Origin of the sequence: Streptomyces sp. NBC_01775, assembly GCF_035917675.1 — a bacterium.
Lineage (GTDB): Bacteria > Actinomycetota > Actinomycetes > Streptomycetales > Streptomycetaceae > Streptomyces.
The window spans coordinates 177,387-195,156 of the sequence record NZ_CP109104.1 but is presented as its reverse complement, the minus strand read 5'-3'; the positions used below and the strand labels follow the sequence as shown (position 1 = coordinate 195,156).

Sequence of the window (17,770 nt, the reverse complement as noted above, 5' to 3'; positions counted from 1 at the left end):
CTTCGTCACCCTGGGTGGACGAACGGGCGCGGAAAACGGCCCGTTACCCGTGTCGCGCCCGTGCATTCGGAGGGCGGGGGCATCTTTTGAGCGATTGCCCACCGCGGAGGGATCTCACTAGCTTTTGGCCGCAGCGTGTGAATCGAATTGACCGGCACGGAGATTGGCGGGTGTCAGATGACGACTGCGGCGGAGCGGAATTCTGGGAGCGAGAGCGCGGCCGAAGCGGGCGAGCAGGCGCAGCTCAGCCTCGCGACAGCCGCGGCGCGGAATCTCGCGACCACCACGAAAACACCTCCGCAGATGCAGGGAATCACCTCCCGGTGGCTCCTGAAAGTGCTGCCGTGGGTGCAGGTGACAGGCGGAACGTTCCGTGTGAACCGGCGGCTGAGCCTGACCCTGGGAGACGGCCGGGTGGAATTCGTCTCCACCGGCTCGGAGGTCCGCGTCATCCCGCTGGAGCTGACCGAGCTGCCCCTGCTGCGCGGCTATGAGGACCGCGCGGTCCTGGAGGCCCTCGCCTCACGGTGCGAACAGCGCGACTTCGGACCGGGTGAGGTCATCGTGGAGGCCGGGCGGCCCGCCGACCGGCTCGTTCTGATCGCCCACGGAAAGCTGCGCAAGACCGGCCGCGGCAGGTACGACGAGGAGACCATGCTCGGCGTCCTGGCCGACGGCGACTTCGCCGGCGACGACCGGCTGACCGGCCAGGCCGGCCTGTGGGACCACACCCTCACCTCGCTCACCAGCGGCACCGTACTCACCCTGGGAAGGGACGATTTCGACGGTGTCCTGTCCCAGTCGGAGTCGCTCCGAGGGCACCTCGCGGCCTCTCCCGCGCTGATCCCGGCACAGCGCACCGAGAACGGCGAGTCCGCCATCGACCTGGCCTCGGGGCACGCCGGCGAGCCGGCCCTGCCCGGCACCTTCGTCGACTACGACCTCAGCCCCCGCGAGTACGAACTGGCGGTCGCGCAGACCGTCCTGCGTGTCCACACCCGCGTAGCCGACCTCTACAACCACCCGATGAACCAGCTGGAGGAGCAGCTGCGCCTCACCATCGAGGCCCTGCGCGAGCGCCAGGAACACGAGCTGGTCAACAGCCGCGAGGTCGGGCTGCTGCACAACGTCGACATGAAGCACCGCGTGCACACCCGCACCGGCCCGCCCACCCCCGACGACCTCGACGAACTCCTCGCCACCGTGTGGAAGGACCCCAGCGTCATCCTCGCCCACCCCAAGGCGATCTCCGCGATCGGCCGCGAGTGCAGCAGCCGGGGCATCTACCCGCAGGCCATCGAGTACGAGGGCCACTCGGTGCCCGCCTGGCGCGGCGTGCCGATCCTCCCCTGCAACAAGATTCCGGTCACCCCGCAGGGCAGCACCTCCGTGCTCGCCATGCGTACGGGGGAGAAGGCGCAGGGCGTCGTCGGCCTTCACCAGACAGGAATTCCCGACGAGTACAGCCCGAGCCTGTCCGTGCGTTTCATGGGCATCAACGAAAAGGCCGTCATGTCCTATCTGGTGAGCGCCTACTATTCCGCTGCCGTACTCGTTCCCGACGCGCTCGGAATTCTGGAGGACGTCGAGATCGGCCACTGAGAAAAGCAGCCGAAGCAGAACCCGAGAACCGGCACCCGGAAACACCAGAAACAGGGAACAGATGACGACGCACCCCGAAACACTCGGGACCGCTCCCTCCAGCCTCACCACCCCAGCCGCACGCAAGCTCGCCACCACCACCAAGACGCCCCCGCAGATGCAGGGCATCTCCCCGCGCTGGCTGCTGCGCGTGCTGCCCTGGGTCGAGACCACAGGCGGCACCTACCGCGTCAACCGGCGCCTGACCCACACCGTCGGCGACGGCCGGATCGAGTTCGTCTCCACCGGCGCCGACATCGACGTCATCCCCTCCGAGCTGCGGGAGATCGCCCTGCTGCGCGGGCTGGAGGACGAGGCGACGCTGCACGCCCTCGCCGAGAGCTTCACCCAGCGCGAGTACGCACCGGGCGACGTGCTCACCACCCGCGGCGAGCCCGCCTCCGAGCTGCTGCTCATCGCCCACGGCCGGCTCGTCAAGCTCGCCGCCGGACAGTACGACGACGAGATCACCCTGGGCGTCCTCGCCGACGGCGACCACGTCGGGGACCAGATCCTCACCCGCGCACCCGGCACCTGGGAACACACCCTGCGGGCCACCACCCGCTGCACCGTCCTCGCCCTGCCCGCCCAGCGCTTCGAGGAGATCGCGGAGCGCTCGCACGCCCTGCGCAGCCACCTCGACCAGGTGCTCTCGCACGCCGTACCCCGTCAGAACCGGCGTGGCGAGGCCGACATCTCCCTCGCCTCCGGCCACATCGGCGAGCACCAGCTGCCCGGCACCTTCGCCGACTACGAACGCAGCCCACGCGAGTACGAACTCTCCGTCGCGCAGACCGTCCTGCGGGTGCACAGCCGGGTCGCCGACATCTACAACGACCCGATGAACCAGGTCCAGGAGCAGCTGCGCCTCACCGTCGAGGCGCTGCGCGAGCGCCAGGAGCACGAGCTGGTCAACAACCGCGAGTTCGGCCTGCTGCACAACGCCGACCTCAGCCAGCGCATCCACTCCCGCACCGGCCCGCCCACGCCCGACGACCTCGACGAGCTGATCTCCCGGCGCCGCAAGACCCGCTACCTGCTCGCCCATCCCCGCGCCATCGCCGCCATCGGCCGCGAGTGCAGCAAGCGCGGCATCTACCCCGACCGCACCCAGGTCGAGGGCGCCCCGGCCCACGCGTGGCGCGGGATTCCGCTGCTGCCCTGCGACAAGATCCCCGTACGCCCCGACGGCACCAGTTCGGTGCTGGCCATGCGTACCGGACAGGGCGACCAGGGCGTCGTCGGGCTTCACCAGACCGGCCTCCCCGACGAGATCCAGCCCTCCCTCAACGTCCGCTTCATGGGCATCGACGACAAGGCGCTGATCTCCTACCTCGTCAGCGCCTACTTCTCCGCCGCCGTCCTGGTGCCCGACGCGCTCGGCATCCTGGAGGACGTCGAGGTCTGACCCCCGCCAGGCGGGGTGGGGGGGGCACGGGGGAACAGCCGCGGGTCACCGGCCGGTCCAGCGCCAGCCGGTGACCTCCGGCATGTCCGTGCCGTGCTCATGGATGTACCGATGGTGCCGCTCACGCATGTCGGCCGCGGCCTGCCTGGTCCCCGCCGCCCGCGAGCCCAGCCCCGGAGTGCGGTCGACAACGTCCTGGACGAGGCTGTAGCGGTCCATCCCGTTGCGCACCACCATGTCGAACGGCGTCGTCGTCGAGCCCATCTCGCGGTAGCCGCGCACCGCCAGCTGGTCGTGCACGGCCCGCCGGTAGGCCAGCCGGTGCACCAGCCACGGATAGCCGTGGTACGCGAAGATCACCGGCCGGTCCCGGGTGAAGACCGCGTCGAACTCGGTGTCGGACAGCCCGTGCGGGTGCTCGGCGGGATGGGTCAGGCGGGCGATGTCCACCACGTTCACCACCCGCACCGCCAGGCCGGGCAGCCACTCACGCAGCAGCGAGGCCGCCGCCAGCGTCTCCTGGGTGGGCACATCCCCCGCGCACGCCAGCACCACATCCGGGTCGCTGCCCACGCGCTCGGTCCCGGCCCACTCCCAGACGCCCAGCCCCCGCGCGCAGTGCGCGCGCGCCTGGTCCAGGTCGAGCCAGTCGAAGCAGGACTGCTTGCCCGCCACCACCACATTGACGGTGTCCCGTGTGCGCAGCACATGATCGGCCACGCACAGCAGCGTGTTGGTGTCCGGCGGCAGGTAGACGCGCACCACGTCCGGGCTCTTGCTCAGCACGTGGTCGATGAAGCCCGGGTCCTGGTGGGAGAAGCCGTTGTGGTCCTGCCGCCACGCGTGCGAGGTCAGCAGGTAGTTGAGCCCGGCGATCGGCCGCCGCCAGGGGACCTCACGGGCGCTGTGGACCCATTTGACGTGCTGCGCGGCCATGCTGGCGACCAGGTTGGCGAACGCCTCGTAGGAGGCGAACAGCCCGTTCCTGCCGGTCAGCACGTAGCCCTCCAGCCAGCCCTGGCACAGGTGCTCGGAGAGCACCTCCAGCACCCGGCCGTGCCGGCTCAGGTGCTCGTCGGTGGGCTTGAGCCCGGCCTGCCAGCCCCGTTCGGTGGCGTCGTAGACCCCGTCCAGATGGTTGGAGTCCGTCTCGTCCGGGCCGAACAGCCGGAAGTCCCGCCGCTCTTCGGTCGCCGACATCAGCTCCGCCAGCATCCGGCCCAGCACCCGCGTCGGCTCGTGCGAGCCGGCGCCGGGCCGCTCCACCGGCACCGCGTACGGCTCCAGCCGAGGCAGCGGCAGCTGCCTCAGCAGCCGCCCGCCGTTCGCCTCCGGCACCGAGCCCAGCCGCAGCTCACCCTCCGGCACGCACTCCAGCACAGCGGGGAGCGGCCTGCCCGCCTCGTCGAACAGTTCCTGCGGCCGGTACGAGCGCAGCCACCGCTCCAGCTGCCGCAGCCGCTCGGGATCGTCCTTCACCCCGGCCAGCGGCACCTGGTGCGCCCGCCAGGTGCCCTCCACCGGCTGTCCGTCCACCTCCCTGGGGCCCGACCAGCCCTTGGGCGTACGCAGCACCACCATCGGCCAGCGCGGACGGCTCTCCCAGGCGTCCTGAGTGCCCGCCCCGCCGGAGCGAGCCTCGTCCTGGATCGCGCCGATGCGGACCAGCGAGTGGTCGAACGCTCTGGCCATCGCCCGGTGTGCCTCCGGTGGCGGCGTGTCCGGCCCGGCCGTGACGAACAGCGGGTCGTAGCCGTAGCCGCGCAGCAGCGAGGCCAGCTCGTCCTCGGGCAACCGGGCCAGCACGGTCGGGTTGGCGATCTTGTACCCGTTCAGGTGCAGCACCGGGAGGACGGCCCCGTCGTGCACGGGGTCGAGCCACTTGTTCGCGTGCCAGGAGGTGGCCAGCGGGCCCGTCTCGGCCTCGCCGTCCCCCACCACGGCGCACACCAGCAGCTCCGGGTTGTCGAACGCGGCCCCGTAGGCGTGCGCCAGGGAATAGCCCAGCTCACCGCCCTCCTGGATCGAGCCGGGCACATCGGGAGCCGTGTGGCTGGGGATCCCGCAGGGCTGGGAGAAGTCACGGAAGAGGCGCAGCATGCCCTGCGCGTCCCGGGGCGCGTCCGGCGTCAGTTCCGCGTAGCTGCCCTCCAGCCAGGCGCCCGCCAGCACCGCCGGAGCGCCGTGGCCCGGACCCCACACCGCCATCGCACGCTGCCCGTACCGGCTGATCAGCCGGTTGAGGTGGGTGTAGACCATGCCGAGCCCGGGGCAGGTGCCCCAGTGGCCGAGCAGCCTCGGCTTGATGTGCTCGGGGCGCAAGGGCTCGCTGAGCAGCGGGTTGGCCCGCAGATAGAGCTGGCAGGCCGACAGGTAGTTCATGGCGCGCCAGTGCGCGTCCAGCTGTTCGGCCTCACGTTCGGAGAGGGGCTGGTGTTCGGGCTGGTGTTCCGGCATGCCCGATGGGTACCAGGCGGGCCCCCGCCCGACACCCCCGATATTCCGTACGGACCTGCCAGGAGCGTTGTCTGCCGGCCCGCGCCGCTGCACGATGACGGGGTGCACAATCCATGGCTGTCGCTCGAAGCGGGTGCCGACCCGGCCGAGCGGGCCGGGCAGCTGCGCCGCGCCCACGAGCGGTTCCTGACCGGAGGCACCGTCGGCGCCCCCGTACGCGACGTGGTGGCCGAGTCCTGGCGGCGCTGCGCCGGAGCCCGTCTGGGCCCCGAGAGCATGGCCCGCGTCGACATGGACGACGCCCGGCTCGCCGAACGCCGCGAGACCCACCCGCTCGCCCGGGTGATGCCGCTCTTCCGCGAGCTGCTGGGCACCATCGCCGACGACGGCGCCCACCTGCTGTCCGTCTGCGACGAGCGCGGCACCATGCTCTGGATCGAGGGCCACCCCCAAGTGCTCCACCGCGCGGAGGGGATGAACTTCGTGCCCGGCGCCCGCTGGGACGAGCGCGCCAGCGGCACCAACGCGCCGGGCACCGCGCTCGCGGTGGGCCACGCCGTACAGATCTTCGCCGCCGAGCACTACTGCCTGCCCGTGCAGTCCTGGACCTGCGCCGCCGCCCCGGTGCGCGACCCGCACACCGGGCGCGTCGTCGGCGCCGTCGACATCACCGGCGGCGACCACCTCGCCTCCCCGCACAGCCTCGCCCTCGTCCAGGCCACGGCCCGCGCCGCCGAGGCCCGCCTCGCCGAGCTGGGAGCGCAGCCCACACGGTCCGGTCCGTCCCGGGGCGGTTACGCGCTCGATGTCCTCGGCCGCGACGAGGCGCTGCTGCACACCCCCTACACCCGCGCCACCGGACACCCGCTGCGGCTGGGCCGCCGGCACAGCGAGATCCTTCTGCTGCTGGCCGCCCATCCCGACGGGCTCACCGGCGAGTTCCTCGGCCGCGAGCTGTACGGCGAGCGCGACGTCACCCCCGTCACCCTGCGCGCCGAACTCTCGCGGCTGCGCCACCTGCTGGGACCGCTGCTGGAATCGCGCCCCTACCGCCTGCGCAGGCGCCCGCACACCGACTACGACACCGTGACCGACGCGCTCACGGCCGCCGACCCCGACGCGGCCCTCACCGCCTACGGCGGGCCCCTGCTGCCCGGCTCCGAGGCCCCCGGCGTCGTGCGGCTGCGCAGGCTGCTGGAGAACCGGCTGCGCAGCCGCCTGCTGTCGCGCGCCGACCCCGCGCTGCTGGAGCGCTGGGTGTGCACCGCCTGGGGCGAGGACGACCTGGAGATGTGGGAGGCCCTGCACGGCGCGCGCCCCGACCCGGCCACCGCGGCGCGCGTGCGGGAACTGCGCGCCGCCTACGGGCTGTTCGGCGACCCCGCCGGGCGCGCAACCTATCCGCAACGTTCCCGGCACTAGCCTCCCCGGCACACCGCGCCCGCCGACCGCCGGCGGGACCTGGCAAGGGAGGCAGCATGAGCCGCTACGCCGCACCCGGCACCGAAGGCGCACTGATGTCCTACCAGTCGCGCTACGACCACTGGATCGGCGGCAGTTACGTCGCCCCCAAGCAGGGCGGCTACTTCGAGAACCCCACCCCGGTCACCGGGCAGCCCTTCACCGAGATCGCGCGCGGCACCGCCGACGACGTCGAGCGCGCCATCGACGCCGCCCACGACGCCGCCGGGCCCTGGGGCCGCACCTCGCCGGCCGAGCGCTCCCAGATCCTCAACCAGGTCGCCCAGCGCATGGAGGAGCACCTGGAGGAGCTGGCCGTCGCCGAGAGCTGGGAGAACGGCAAACCGGTACGCGAGACGCTGGCCGCGGACATCCCGCTGGCCATCGACCACTTCCGCTACTTCGCCGCAGCCATCCGCTCGCAGGAGGGCTCGCTATCCCAGCTCGACGAGGACACCGTCGCGTACCACTTCCACGAGCCGCTGGGCGTCGTCGCGCAGATCATCCCGTGGAACTTCCCGATCCTGATGGCCACCTGGAAGCTGGCCCCCGCGCTCGCCGCCGGCAACGCCGTCGTCCTCAAGCCCGCAGAACAGACCCCCGCCTCCATCCACTACTGGATGAGCCTGGTCGCCGACCTGCTGCCGCCCGGCGTCGTCAACATCGTCAACGGCTTCGGCGCCGAGGCGGGCAAGCCGCTGGCCAGCAACCCCCGTGTCGCCAAGGTCGCCTTCACCGGGGAGACCACCACAGGGCGGCTGATCATGCAGTACGCCTCGGAGAACCTCAAACCGGTCACCCTGGAGCTGGGCGGAAAGAGCCCCAACATCTTCTTCGAGGACGTCTCCGACGACGGCGACGACTTCTACGACAAGGCCCTTGAGGGCTTCACCATGTTCGCCCTCAACCAGGGCGAGGTGTGCACCTGCCCGTCGCGCGCCCTCATCCAGCAGAGTCACTACCGCAGCTTCCTCGACGCCGGGATCGAGCGCACCGAGGCCATCGTCCAGGGCCACCCCCTGGACACCGACACCATGGTCGGCGCTCAGGCCTCCAACGACCAGCTGGAGAAGATCCTCTCCTACCTCGACATCGGCAGGCAGGAGGGCGCCCGGGTCCTGACCGGCGGCGCCAGGGCCGAGCTGGGCGGCGACCTGGAGAGCGGCTACTACGTGCGCCCGACCATCCTGGAGGGCGGCAACCAGATGCGGGTCTTCCAGGAGGAGATCTTCGGCCCCGTCGTCTCCGTCACCGGCTTCACCGACTTCGACGACGCCATCAGCATCGCCAACGACACCCTCTACGGGCTGGGCGCCGGCGTGTGGACCAGGGACGGCTCCCGGGCCTACCGCGCCGGGCGCGCCATCCAGGCAGGGCGCGTGTGGACGAACTGCTACCACGCCTACCCCGCACACGCCGCCTTCGGCGGCTACAAGCAGTCCGGCATCGGCCGCGAGAACCACCACATGATGCTCGACCACTACCAGCAGACCAAGAACCTCCTGGTCAGCTACGCACCCAAGAAGCTCGGACTGTTCTGATGACCGAGCAACAACCGCCTCCGCAGCAGCAGGAGGGAGCAGAGCCCGAGCGCGTGGCCCTCACGGCGGAGGCCGCCGACCTGCTGCGCACTCTGACGGACAAGCACGGCCCGCTGATGTTCCACCAGTCCGGCGGCTGCTGCGACGGCAGCAGTCCCATGTGCTACGAGCGCGGCGAGTTCCGCACCGGCAACTCCGACGTACTGCTGGGCGAACTGTCCGTCGAGGGCGTGCCCGACCCCGTTCCGTTCTGGATGTCCGTCAGCCAGTTCGCCTACTGGAGCCACACCCATCTGACCGTGGACGTGGTCCCCGGCCGGGGAAGCGGCTTCTCCCTGGAAGCACCCGAAGGAGTGCGCTTCTTGATCAGATCGCGGCTGATGGAAGCGTGAGCAACGGTGGCTTGGTGAGCACGGGCGCCTTGGTGCAGGGGCGCGCGAGCATCCGGGCCCCTGCACCAAGGCCCTGCGCCGATACGGCCGTGGGCACCGCCGTCTCCCCAACGGCGGTGCCCACGCGGGACGTTGAACTTCTCCCGGCGGTCAGTACCCCCGGCCCGGGTACTGGTGGCCGCCGTACGGGTCCTCGTAGGGGTCCTGCATCTGCTGCGGCGGGGCCGGGCGCGGAGCCACCGGTGCCATCGGCGCCACCGGGCGCATGTGCTGCGTCGGCTGATGCTGCACCGGCTGCTGCTGGTACTGCTGTTGCTGGTATTGCTGCTGTTGCACCGGCTGCTGCTGCATGGGAGCCGGACCCCCCGGGCCGGGATAGCCACGCGGCGGCACCTGCTGCGGAATGTGCGGCGCCGGCGTGTGCTGGAGCGGGGTGGGAGCCTGCTGCATCGCACCCGGGCCGGGCGGCAGCGCGGCGGGCGCCTGCCGCATCATCGGGGCCGGAGCGCTCTGCAACGGAGCGGGCTGCGGCATCTGCGGCTGCGGCGGAGCGGGTGCCTGGTAGCCGTAGGACGGCGCGGGCGCCTGACGGGGATCGTGGCCGGAAGGCAGCGCGGGCGGCAGCGCGGCCAGTGCACTTCCCGCGCCCCCGGTGTCGTACACCGAAGGCACCCGGATAGGAGCGATCTGCGGCGTGCCCCGCTCGGCGACCAGCATGTCGTAGATCGGCGTCTCGGGGTAGGACGGTGCAGCGTAGTAGCCGCCGCCATAAGAGCTGCGGGGGGAGGTCATGCTCATAAGTTAAGCCCAAAATTAGCATCGACACTAGAGAGGTACAGAAGGAACGCCCGTCCCACCCACATCGCCGCAGGCGGGAGCTGGTTTTCGCCCACTTGACAACCCCTTTGTCGCAGGCTGCGGACGGGGGAGTGCGAACAGGGCGAATACCCCCCATGCCGACCAGGATGACACCCGATCAGGCACACGGACATGGCTTGTTCCCGCCTGTCCCGATTAGGGCGCGCGAGAGGGAAAGCTGACAGAAGCATAAGCCCACCGACAGTGCCCCAGAACGCCCTTGCTCCGGCTCCCTGTTCGGGCTCCGGGACCTCGGTGGAGGGGCATAGGAGGCCGGGACGCCGTGCAATAGGTTGGGAGGAAGGTGGTACGCACCGCAGCGAGCCCGAGGGGGAGTGGCATGACGATGCGCAAGGGGACCAATGTTCCGGTGCCGGTGACGACGGTACGGGTCGAAATCGGCTGGGGCTCCCGGCCCGGCGTGCCCGACGTCGACGCCTCCGCGCTGCTCCTGTCCGAGGACGGCAAGGTCCGCTCCGACGCCGACTTCATCTTCTACAACCAGCCCCGGCACGTCTCCACCGCCGTACGCCACGAAGGCAAGAAGTCGCCCGGCGCCGCTTACACCGACGAGCTGACCGTCGAACTCGCCGCCGTCGAGCCGGACATCGACCGCATCGTCATCGCCGCCTCCGCCGACGGCGGCACCTTCGGCCAGGTGCCCGGCCTCTACGTCCGCGTGCTCGACGCCGCTGCTCCCGAGGGCGCGTCCGGACAGGAGGTCGCCCGCTTCGACCCCGACGCCACCACCGAGACCGCCTTCGTCCTCGGCGAGCTGTACCGCAGGCAGGGGGCCTGGAAGTTCCGCGCCGTCGGGCAGGGCTACGACAGCGGCCTCGCGGGGCTGGCGAACGACTACGGCATCACCGTGGACGACCCGGCGCCGCCGCCCTCCCGCACCCCGCTGCACCTGAACATGCCCGACTCGCCCACCTTGCCGACCCCGCCCACCATGCCCCAGGCCCCCGACGTGCCCGGCCCGCCCAACTTGCCGCAGCCGCCCGACGTCCCCACCCCCTCGGCGCCCGGGCCCACACCCCAGGCCCCCCAGCAGCCCACCGGATACACGGGGTCCGCGCAGTCCCTGCCGTCCGCCCAGCCGCAGCAGTCCGCCCAGCCCGTACGGCTGAGCAAGGTGACGCTCACCAAGGACGCCCCGTCCGTCTCCCTGTCCAAGCAGGGCGGCACGTCCGGCTCGATGCGCGTCAACCTCAACTGGACCACCCAGGCCCAGCCACAGAAGGGTCTCGCGGGCCGGCTCAGCCGCGCCATGGGCGCCCTCACCGGCCCCGACCTCGACCTGTGCGCGCTCTACGAACTCACCGACGGGCGCAAGGGCGTCGTCCAGGCGCTCGGCAACTCCTTCGGCTCCCTGGCCCACCCGCCCTACATCCACCTCGACGGCGACGACCGCACCGGCAGTGTGGAGACCGGCGAGAACCTCACCATCAACCTCGACCACATCAAGGACCTGCGGCGGGTCCTCATCTTCGTCACCATCTACGAAGGCGCCCGCAGCTTCGCCGGACTGCACGCCACCGTCACCCTCCAGCCACAGCACGGCGCCCCCGTCGACTTCTCCCTCGACGAGTGCACCATCCCCTCCACGGTGTGCGCCCTCGCGCTCATCACCAACGACAGCGGTGAGCTGATGGTGCGCCGTGAGGCCCGCTACCTCGTCCCGCAGCGCGGGGTCAGTCCCCAGCGCACCGTCGACCAGGAGTACGGCTGGGGCATGCAGTGGACGCCGGGCCGCAAATGACCCGGTGTCACCTACGGGGCCCCGTGCTCACGAGTAGGTGCGCCCCTTCCACGCCGCGCCCTCGCCCCGGTGGTGCCGTACGGCCGAGTCCACCGTCATCGCCAGATACAGCGCGGCCGTGACGGGAAGCAGGGGCGCGAGCCACAGCGGCTGGCGGTAGTAGCGCAGCATCGGCACGTAGGACAGCGTCATCACCAGCCACGCCGCACCCCCCACGGGCGAGCCCGCCACCGACCACACCGGCGGCACCAGATACACCAGCCCCAGCCCCAGCACCGTGCCCACCAGCATCAGAGGGTTGTTGCCCAGCTGGGCGTACGCGCTGCGGGCCACCATCCGCCACAGCGGGCGCAGGCCCGCGTACGGGCGCACGCTGGAGATCCCGTCGGCCAGTCCCAGCCAGATCCGGCCGCCCGACCGTTTGACGGCACGGCCCAGCGTCACATCGTCGATCACCGCGTCCCTGATGCTGTCCGGCAGCCCCGCCCGTACCACGGCCCCCGTGCGCAGCAGCGCACAGCCGCCCGCCGCCGCGGCCGTCCGGCCCGAGGGGCGGTTGACCCAGCGGAACGGGAAGAGCTTCGCGAAGAAGTAGACGAACGCCGGCACGATCATCCGCTCCCAGCCCGTGGTCACCCGCAGCTGCGCCATCTGCGAGACCAGATCCAGGTCCGCGGCCAGTGCGGCGCACACCAGACGGCGCAGCGTGCCGGGTGCGTGGGCGATGTCCGCGTCCGTCAGCAGCAGGAAGTCCGGCTCCGTCCCCTCCGAGCGGGCCCGCTCGACGCCGTGGCGGACGGCCCACAGCTTGCCCGTCCAGCCCGGCTCGGGCTCGCCGGGCGACAGCACGCTCAACTCCGGCCCGCCCGGCGTCCGTTCGGCCAGCTCCCGGCCCAGCGCGCCGGTGCCGTCCGTCGAACCGTCGTCCACCAGCAGGATCTCCAAGCGCCCCGGATAGTCCTGCGCCAGCAGCGACGGCAGGCTGACGGGCAGTACCTCCGCCTCGTCCCGCGCGGGCACCACGACGGTCACCGAGGGCCACACCCCGTCCGCCGGGGCACGCTCGGCGCCCGGCGGCAGCCGCACATCGGTACGCCAGAAGAAGCCCCGCGCGAGCAGCAGCCACAGCCAGGCGGCCAGCGAGGCGAGCGGAACGAGGGTGGGCCAGGTCAGCGCGCTCATCGGCCGCAGTCTGCCGTACGGCACCCCCCGGGGACACCGCGCCGCGTCGGGGCCGTATGCCCGATCGATTAGAGTTGCTCTCCGTGAAGATCGCGCTGATGGACTCCGGTATCGGCCTCCTCGCGGCGGCAGCGGCGGTGCGCCGCGCACGCCCCGACGCCGACCTCGTGCTCTCCTCCGACCCCGACGGCATGCCCTGGGGCCCCCGCGACACGGACGACATCACGGCCCGCGCCCTGGAATGCGCGCGCGCCGCCGCCTCCTACGGGCCCGACGCGCTGATCGTCGCCTGCAACACCGCTTCCGTGCACGCCCTGCCGACGCTGCGCGCCACGCTGGAGCCCGCGCTCCCCGTCGTCGGCACCGTCCCCGCCGTCAAGCCCGCGGCAGCCGCCGCGGCGAGCACCGGCGGCCCTGTCGCCATCTGGGCCACCCCCGCCACCACCGGCAGCCCCTACCAGCGGCGCCTGATCGAGGAGTTCGGGCACGGCGCCGACATCACGGGAGTGCCCTGCCACGGACTGGCCGACGCGATCGAGAGCGGCGACGAGCGGCGGATCGACGCCGCCGTGGAAGCGGCGGCCCAGCGCACCCCGCCGGGTGTCTCGACCGTCGTTCTCGGCTGCACCCACTACGAGCTGGTCGGCACCCGCATCCGCGAGGCGCTGCGTGGCTCCCGCACCGGGGGCCCGGTGCTCCACGGCTCGGCGGAGGCCGTCGCGGCGCAGGCCCTGCGCCGCGACGGCGCCGCCCGACAGCCGGACGCGGCGCCCACCGGCGGCCTCACAGTGCTGCACAGCGGCAGGGTCTCCGCGCTTCCCGGCGCGGCCCTCGTCCACGCCGAGGGCCGCCTCCTGGCCGCGGAGAGCGCGGCGCGCGGCTGACGGCCCCGCTCCCGCCCCGCCCGCGACGCCCCGCCCTGCCCAGACCCGCTCTGCCCGGCCCGGCCCGCGCTGTCCGGACGGGGCTGTCCGGACAGCCCCGTCCGGACCGGAACGGCTCGCTCCCGCATTCGAGGGGGAGCGGCGACGGCCTGTCCTGCACGGGCTGCCCTCGCCGGCCTCGCGGAGTACGCTTCCCGGTATGAGGGACCATCCCCAGGACGGCGCGACACCCGCCGAGGGTGGCGCCGGTCACCACGGTCAGACCGCTCATCGCGCCCGCTCCCCGCACACGACGGGACACGTACACCTCTCACCCGCCCAGGACACCGTCCCGGGCGCCGACGAAGAGGTGTGGACGGGGCGCGCGACCAGCCGCCTCCAGTGGGTCTTCGCCGCTCTCGGCGCGGCCTGTCTTGCCCTGGGCATCGAGCTGGCTGTCGACGTCGCCTGGGCGGGCGGCCTCGTGCCGCTGGTCATGTCCGTCGTCGGCTGTGTCGGGGCGGGACTGCTGATCCTCTTCGGCACCCTCGCCTTCGTGCAGGTCCAGGTGAAGGTCGAGGGCGACACCCTGGAGGTGCGCTGCGGGCACGCGGGGCTGCCGCGCCGCCGCATCCACCTGCGCGACATCGTCGAGGCCGACCACGCGCCCAGCGTCACCCCCAGACACTGGGGCGGGTGGGGCTATCGCTGGCGGCCCGAGAAGGGCACGGCCGTCATCGTGCGCCGTGGCGAGGGCCTCGTGCTGCGCCTGGGCGACGGCCGGGTCTTCACCGTCACGGTGGACGACGCCGAAACGGCCGTCCACCACATCCGCTCCCGCCTCACCGCGCTGGGCCACCTCAAGCCCGGCGTCTGAGGCGCGCACTCACCACGCGCCCGGCAGCGCCACCTCCAGCACCGTCGGCCCACCCGCCGGGCTGGTCAGCTCGACGCTGCCGTCCAGGGCCGCCACCCTGCGGCGCACCCCCGTCAGGCCCGTCCCGCCGTTCTCGACGGCGCCGCCCGTTCCCTCGTCCCGTACGCACACCCGCAGCAGCCCCGCCGAGCGGGTCAGCTCCACCGCGGCCTGGGCTGCGCCGCTGTGCTTGGCCGCGTTCGACAGGGCCTCGGCGACGACGAAGTACGCCGCCGCCTCCACCGCGGCGGGGGCGCGCGTCCCGTCCTCGGCCCCGTCCGCAAGCCCCTCCACGGTGACCGTCACCTCCAGTCCGCTGCCCGCCGCCAGCGCCCGCACGGCGCCGGCCAGCCCCCGGTCGGTCAGGACCGGGGGATGGATGCCGCGCACCACGTGCCGCAGGCCGGCCAGCGCCTCCTCGGCCTGGTCCTGTGCGTCGTCCAGCAGCTTGCGCGCCGCCTCGGCGTCCTGGCCGTAGGCCTGGCGCGCCAGGCCGATCCGCATCGACAGCGCCACCAGATGCGCCTGCGCGCCGTCGTGCAGATCGCGTTCGATACGTCGCAGTTCGGCGCTGTGCGTGGCGACGGCGCCCGCCCGGGTCGCCGAGAGCTCCACGACGCGCTCGGCGAGCCGCTCGCTGCGCGAGGGCAGGAGCAGGGTGCGGGAGAGCCGCGCCTCCAGCGAGGCGAGCCGCGCGATCTGGGGCAGCAGCAGCGCGGGCCGCCCCGCGAGCCCGCACCAGACGCCGTCGACCAGCAGCGCGAGGGGCCACAGCAGCAGCGACAGGTACCAAAGAAGGAGCCCGTAGAAGAGCTGGGCACCCACCCAACGCAGGTCACGGTAGGTGCCGGGGTCGGTGCCCGCCGCACGGACGCGGGCCCACAGGGTGCCGTGATCGAGGGGGAGGTAGTTCTCCGGAACGGCCTCGCCCGTCCACTCCGTGCTCCTGCGCCGCTCGAACCCCGCGAGCCCGCGCAGCGCCCGCACGGCTTCCGGCAGCATGCCGGCGCCGACCACGAGGGCGGCTCCGGCAGCGCCGGCCATCATCAGGCCGGCCATGACGTAGCAGGCGATGCTCATCCCCGCCCCTGCCAACAGGTGGAGCGAGGCCCGGCCCGCGTTCCGTAGTGCCTGACGCATGGTGATCAGGCTAGGCGGGCGGAGCTGCCAGGTCGGTGGTGTCAGCTACACCATCGTTGGGCAGCAGGCTGTCCGGGGTATTGGGGAGCCCGCTCTCTGGGGCGCGCGCCCGCCGCGGGAGACGGTGAGGGCCGTTCGCACACGCGCCCCACGTCTACGGAGGCACCACCCGTGAAGCTCCTGCTCTGGACGGTTCTCGCCCTCTGCGTCCTCGCCAACGTCTTCCTCAACTTCTTGGTCGGTGACGACGCTTTCCGGACGGCGCTGAGCATCCTGAGCGGCATCGGCATCGGCGTCCTGGCCTGTGGCGCCGAGCTGTATCTGCGGCGTGAGCGGCGAGAGGACTGAACCTTGCCGCACGCGCCCGCGAGGCACGTAGGGTCCTCCCATGGGTACACCGGAATTCATCCGTGACCTGCGGGTTTCCGCAGGTCACCAGCTGCTCTATCTCCCCGGCGTCAGCGCCATCGTCTTCGATGACCAGGGGCGGGTACTGCTCGGCAGGCGGGCCGACACCGGCGCCTGGTCGGTCATCGGAGGCATCCCCGAGCCGGGGGAGCAGCCCGCGGACTGCGCCGTGCGCGAGGTCTTCGAAGAGACCAATGTGCGCTGCACCGCCGAGCGCGTGGCCCTGGTGGCGGGGCTGAAGAAGCCGATCACCTACCCCAACGGCGACATCTGCCAGTTCATGGACATCACCTTCCGCTGCCGTGCGACGCGGGAGGCGGCCGAGGTGGTCAAGGTCAACGACGAGGAGTCTGTCGAGGTCGGCTGGTTCGGCCCGGACGAGCTGCCGCCGTTGAAGAAGTTCGCGCACTTCCGCATCAAGCAGGCGGCCCAGGAGGAGGGGCCCGCCTGGTTCGAGACCTCCGCGGAGGAGGGGGACTGACTATCCGGAGGGTGGGCCCGGGACAAGGGGTTCCCCCGTCCCGGGCCCACCCGGTGCCTCACATCTTCCGGTAGTCGTAGGCCTCCCCGGCCGCCGCGGCGACCGCGTCCAGGTCCGCACCTCCGGCGGCCGTCACCACGGCTGCGACGGCGCCCTCGATCAGCGGCGCGTCCACCAGCCGGGCGGGCTCGGGCAGCTCGTCGCCCTCGGCCAGCAGCGACTTGACGGTCAGCACGGCACTGCCGAGGTCCACCAGGATCGCCACTCCCGCGCCACTGTCCACGCGGTGCGCGGCCTCGGTGACCAGCTCGGCGCTGGTGCCCAGACCGCCGTCGGGCCCTCCGCCCGCGCCCGTCACCGGCGCGTCCGCCACTCCGGCCAGCCCGGCGGCGAGCTGGGCCACCGAGTCGGCGACCTCCTTGCTGTGCGAGACCAGGACGATGCCGACCCGGTTGCCTTCCGCTGCGGCCACGCTCACTCGCCTCCCTCGGACTCGGACCCGCTGTCGGACCCGGCCTCGGATCCGCCGTCGGCCTCCGCCAGCGCCGCCAGCAGCAGCGCGGACGAGGTCGCACCCGGATCCTGGTGCCCGATGCTGCGCTCGCCCAGGTAGCTGGCGCGGCCCTTGCGTGCCTGGAGCGGGACGGTGGCCTCCGCGCCCTGCTCGGCGGCGGCCCGGGCGGCACCGAAGTCCTTGCCTCCGTCGCCGGTCAGCGCCTCGACGGCGGGCAGCAGCGCGTCCAGCATCGTCTTGTCGCCCGCGGCGGCACCGCCCAGCTGCATCACCGCCTCCACGCCCGTACGCAGCGCGCCCGCCAGCTCCTCGCGGCCCACGCTCCGCGCGTCCCCCAGAGCCTTGCCCGTGCGGCGCAGCAGCGTGCCGTAGAGCGGGCCAGAGGCCCCGCCGACCGTGGAGACCAGCTTCCTGCCCGCCGTCATCAGCACCGCGCCGGGTGTCGCCGGGAGGTCCTCGCCCAGCTCCTCGCGTACGGCGTCGAAGCCGCGGCGCATGTTTCCGCCGTGGTCGGCGTCGCCGATCGCGGAGTCCAGTTCGGTCAGCCGGTCGGCCTCGCGGTCCACCGCCTGCGCCATCGCGGTCATCCAGCGTGCGAAGAAGGCGGCGTCCAGCGCCTCGGCGCCTTCGCCACCGCCGCCGGACCCGCCGGCGTCGTCAGTCACCATGCTGCTCACCACTGCTCCCTCACCACTGTCGCGCTCGTACTTGATCAGGTGCCGCTTCCGGCACTGCTTCCGGTCCTG

At 72.3% G+C, this 17,770-nt stretch carries 16 protein-coding genes; 10 read left to right on the top strand and 6 right to left on the bottom strand.

Going from position 1 to position 17,770, the window contains the following annotated elements; all coding sequences use genetic code 11:
* Positions 1-177 precede the first annotated feature (177 nt).
* On the top strand, positions 178-1,602 hold the full coding sequence (locus OHB04_RS00990) for a family 2B encapsulin nanocompartment shell protein (protein WP_326685842.1): 1,425 nt from the start codon (positions 178-180) through the stop codon (positions 1,600-1,602).
* Between the two features lie 61 nt (positions 1,603-1,663).
* Positions 1,664-3,049 carry a family 2B encapsulin nanocompartment shell protein gene (locus OHB04_RS00985; RefSeq protein ID WP_326685841.1) on the top strand — a complete coding sequence of 462 codons (1,386 nt, stop codon included), beginning with the start codon at positions 1,664-1,666 and terminating at the stop codon, positions 3,047-3,049.
* A 45-nt stretch (positions 3,050-3,094) separates the two neighbouring features.
* On the opposite strand, the gene OHB04_RS00980 is transcribed toward OHB04_RS00985, so the two are convergent.
* Positions 3,095-5,506, bottom strand: a complete 2,412-nt coding sequence (locus tag OHB04_RS00980) for a phosphoketolase family protein (RefSeq protein WP_326806525.1) — start codon at positions 5,504-5,506, stop codon at positions 3,095-3,097.
* A 102-nt stretch (positions 5,507-5,608) separates the two neighbouring features.
* Between OHB04_RS00980 and OHB04_RS00975 the strand changes: the two genes are divergently transcribed.
* Genes OHB04_RS00975 through OHB04_RS00965 form a run of 3 tightly spaced genes read left to right on the top strand, consistent with a single transcriptional unit; the run spans position 5,609 to position 8,900 of the window.
* Entirely contained in the window at positions 5,609-6,928 is a 1,320-nt protein-coding gene (locus OHB04_RS00975) for a helix-turn-helix domain-containing protein (protein WP_326806524.1), read from the top strand.
* Positions 6,929-6,984: 56 nt separating this feature from the next.
* Complete coding sequence (exaC, locus tag OHB04_RS00970; RefSeq protein ID WP_326806523.1) at positions 6,985-8,508, top strand: acetaldehyde dehydrogenase ExaC; 1,524 nt, start codon at positions 6,985-6,987, stop codon at positions 8,506-8,508.
* Positions 8,508-8,900, top strand: a complete 393-nt coding sequence (locus OHB04_RS00965) for a DUF779 domain-containing protein (protein WP_326685837.1) — start codon at positions 8,508-8,510, stop codon at positions 8,898-8,900. The genes exaC and OHB04_RS00965 overlap by 1 nt, the downstream gene beginning before the upstream one ends.
* Positions 8,901-9,050: 150 nt before the next feature.
* On the opposite strand, the gene OHB04_RS00960 is transcribed toward OHB04_RS00965, so the two are convergent.
* Positions 9,051-9,692, bottom strand: a complete 642-nt coding sequence (locus OHB04_RS00960; protein ID WP_326685836.1) for a DUF6643 family protein — start codon at positions 9,690-9,692, stop codon at positions 9,051-9,053.
* A gap of 406 nt (positions 9,693-10,098) precedes the next feature.
* Between OHB04_RS00960 and OHB04_RS00955 the strand changes: the two genes are divergently transcribed.
* Positions 10,099-11,520 carry a TerD family protein gene (locus tag OHB04_RS00955; protein WP_326685835.1) on the top strand — a complete coding sequence of 474 codons (1,422 nt, stop codon included), beginning with the start codon at positions 10,099-10,101 and terminating at the stop codon, positions 11,518-11,520.
* Between the two features lie 27 nt (positions 11,521-11,547).
* On the opposite strand, the gene OHB04_RS00950 is transcribed toward OHB04_RS00955, so the two are convergent.
* Positions 11,548-12,702 (bottom strand): glycosyltransferase, encoded by a 1,155-nt coding sequence (locus OHB04_RS00950; RefSeq protein WP_326806522.1) that lies wholly within the window; start codon positions 12,700-12,702, stop codon positions 11,548-11,550.
* Positions 12,703-12,785: 83 nt separating this feature from the next.
* On the opposite strand from OHB04_RS00950, the gene OHB04_RS00945 reads away from it, so the two are divergent.
* Both OHB04_RS00945 and OHB04_RS00940 read left to right on the top strand, forming a co-directional pair.
* The gene (locus tag OHB04_RS00945; protein ID WP_326806521.1) at positions 12,786-13,586 is read left to right on the top strand and encodes a glutamate racemase; all 801 of its coding nucleotides are present in this window, start codon (positions 12,786-12,788) and stop codon (positions 13,584-13,586) included.
* A gap of 199 nt (positions 13,587-13,785) precedes the next feature.
* Positions 13,786-14,442, top strand: coding sequence for a hypothetical protein (locus tag OHB04_RS00940; protein ID WP_326806520.1), 657 nt, complete (start codon positions 13,786-13,788; stop codon positions 14,440-14,442).
* A 9-nt stretch (positions 14,443-14,451) separates the two neighbouring features.
* Here the strand turns inward: OHB04_RS00940 and OHB04_RS00935 are convergent, their stop codons facing one another.
* The gene (locus OHB04_RS00935; protein ID WP_326685831.1) at positions 14,452-15,621 is read right to left on the bottom strand and encodes a sensor histidine kinase; all 1,170 of its coding nucleotides are present in this window, start codon (positions 15,619-15,621) and stop codon (positions 14,452-14,454) included.
* Positions 15,622-15,792: 171 nt separating this feature from the next.
* On the opposite strand from OHB04_RS00935, the gene OHB04_RS00930 reads away from it, so the two are divergent.
* Both OHB04_RS00930 and OHB04_RS00925 read left to right on the top strand, forming a co-directional pair.
* The gene (locus tag OHB04_RS00930) at positions 15,793-15,969 is read left to right on the top strand and encodes a hypothetical protein (protein ID WP_326685830.1); all 177 of its coding nucleotides are present in this window, start codon (positions 15,793-15,795) and stop codon (positions 15,967-15,969) included.
* 40 nt (positions 15,970-16,009) lie between these two features.
* On the top strand, positions 16,010-16,510 hold the full coding sequence (locus OHB04_RS00925) for an NUDIX hydrolase (protein WP_326685829.1): 501 nt from the start codon (positions 16,010-16,012) through the stop codon (positions 16,508-16,510).
* Positions 16,511-16,568: 58 nt separating this feature from the next.
* Here the strand turns inward: OHB04_RS00925 and OHB04_RS00920 are convergent, their stop codons facing one another.
* Together OHB04_RS00920 and dhaL are read right to left on the bottom strand one after the other, a co-directional pair.
* Complete coding sequence (locus tag OHB04_RS00920; protein ID WP_326685828.1) at positions 16,569-16,982, bottom strand: PTS-dependent dihydroxyacetone kinase phosphotransferase subunit DhaM; 414 nt, start codon at positions 16,980-16,982, stop codon at positions 16,569-16,571.
* 2 nt (positions 16,983-16,984) lie between these two features.
* Entirely contained in the window at positions 16,985-17,692 is a 708-nt protein-coding gene (dhaL, locus tag OHB04_RS00915; RefSeq protein ID WP_326685827.1) for a dihydroxyacetone kinase subunit DhaL, read from the bottom strand.
* Positions 17,693-17,770 lie beyond the last annotated feature (78 nt).

Coding starts and splice junctions, on each gene's coding strand:
- OHB04_RS00935 (WP_326685831.1), bottom strand. CDS start 15,621: ATGCGTCAGGCACTACGGAACGCGGGCCGGGCCTCGCTCCACCTGTTG.
- OHB04_RS00965 (WP_326685837.1), top strand. CDS start 8,508: ATGACCGAGCAACAACCGCCTCCGCAGCAGCAGGAGGGAGCAGAGCCC.
- OHB04_RS00980 (WP_326806525.1), bottom strand. CDS start 5,506: ATGCCGGAACACCAGCCCGAACACCAGCCCCTCTCCGAACGTGAGGCC.
- exaC (WP_326806523.1), top strand. CDS start 6,985: ATGAGCCGCTACGCCGCACCCGGCACCGAAGGCGCACTGATGTCCTAC.
- OHB04_RS00950 (WP_326806522.1), bottom strand. CDS start 12,702: ATGAGCGCGCTGACCTGGCCCACCCTCGTTCCGCTCGCCTCGCTGGCC.
- OHB04_RS00960 (WP_326685836.1), bottom strand. CDS start 9,692: ATGACCTCCCCCCGCAGCTCTTATGGCGGCGGCTACTACGCTGCACCG.
- OHB04_RS00955 (WP_326685835.1), top strand. CDS start 10,099: ATGACGATGCGCAAGGGGACCAATGTTCCGGTGCCGGTGACGACGGTA.
- OHB04_RS00990 (WP_326685842.1), top strand. CDS start 178: ATGACGACTGCGGCGGAGCGGAATTCTGGGAGCGAGAGCGCGGCCGAA.
- OHB04_RS00940 (WP_326806520.1), top strand. CDS start 13,786: ATGAGGGACCATCCCCAGGACGGCGCGACACCCGCCGAGGGTGGCGCC.
- OHB04_RS00925 (WP_326685829.1), top strand. CDS start 16,010: ATGGGTACACCGGAATTCATCCGTGACCTGCGGGTTTCCGCAGGTCAC.
- OHB04_RS00985 (WP_326685841.1), top strand. CDS start 1,664: ATGACGACGCACCCCGAAACACTCGGGACCGCTCCCTCCAGCCTCACC.
- dhaL (WP_326685827.1), bottom strand. CDS start 17,692: ATGGTGACTGACGACGCCGGCGGGTCCGGCGGCGGTGGCGAAGGCGCC.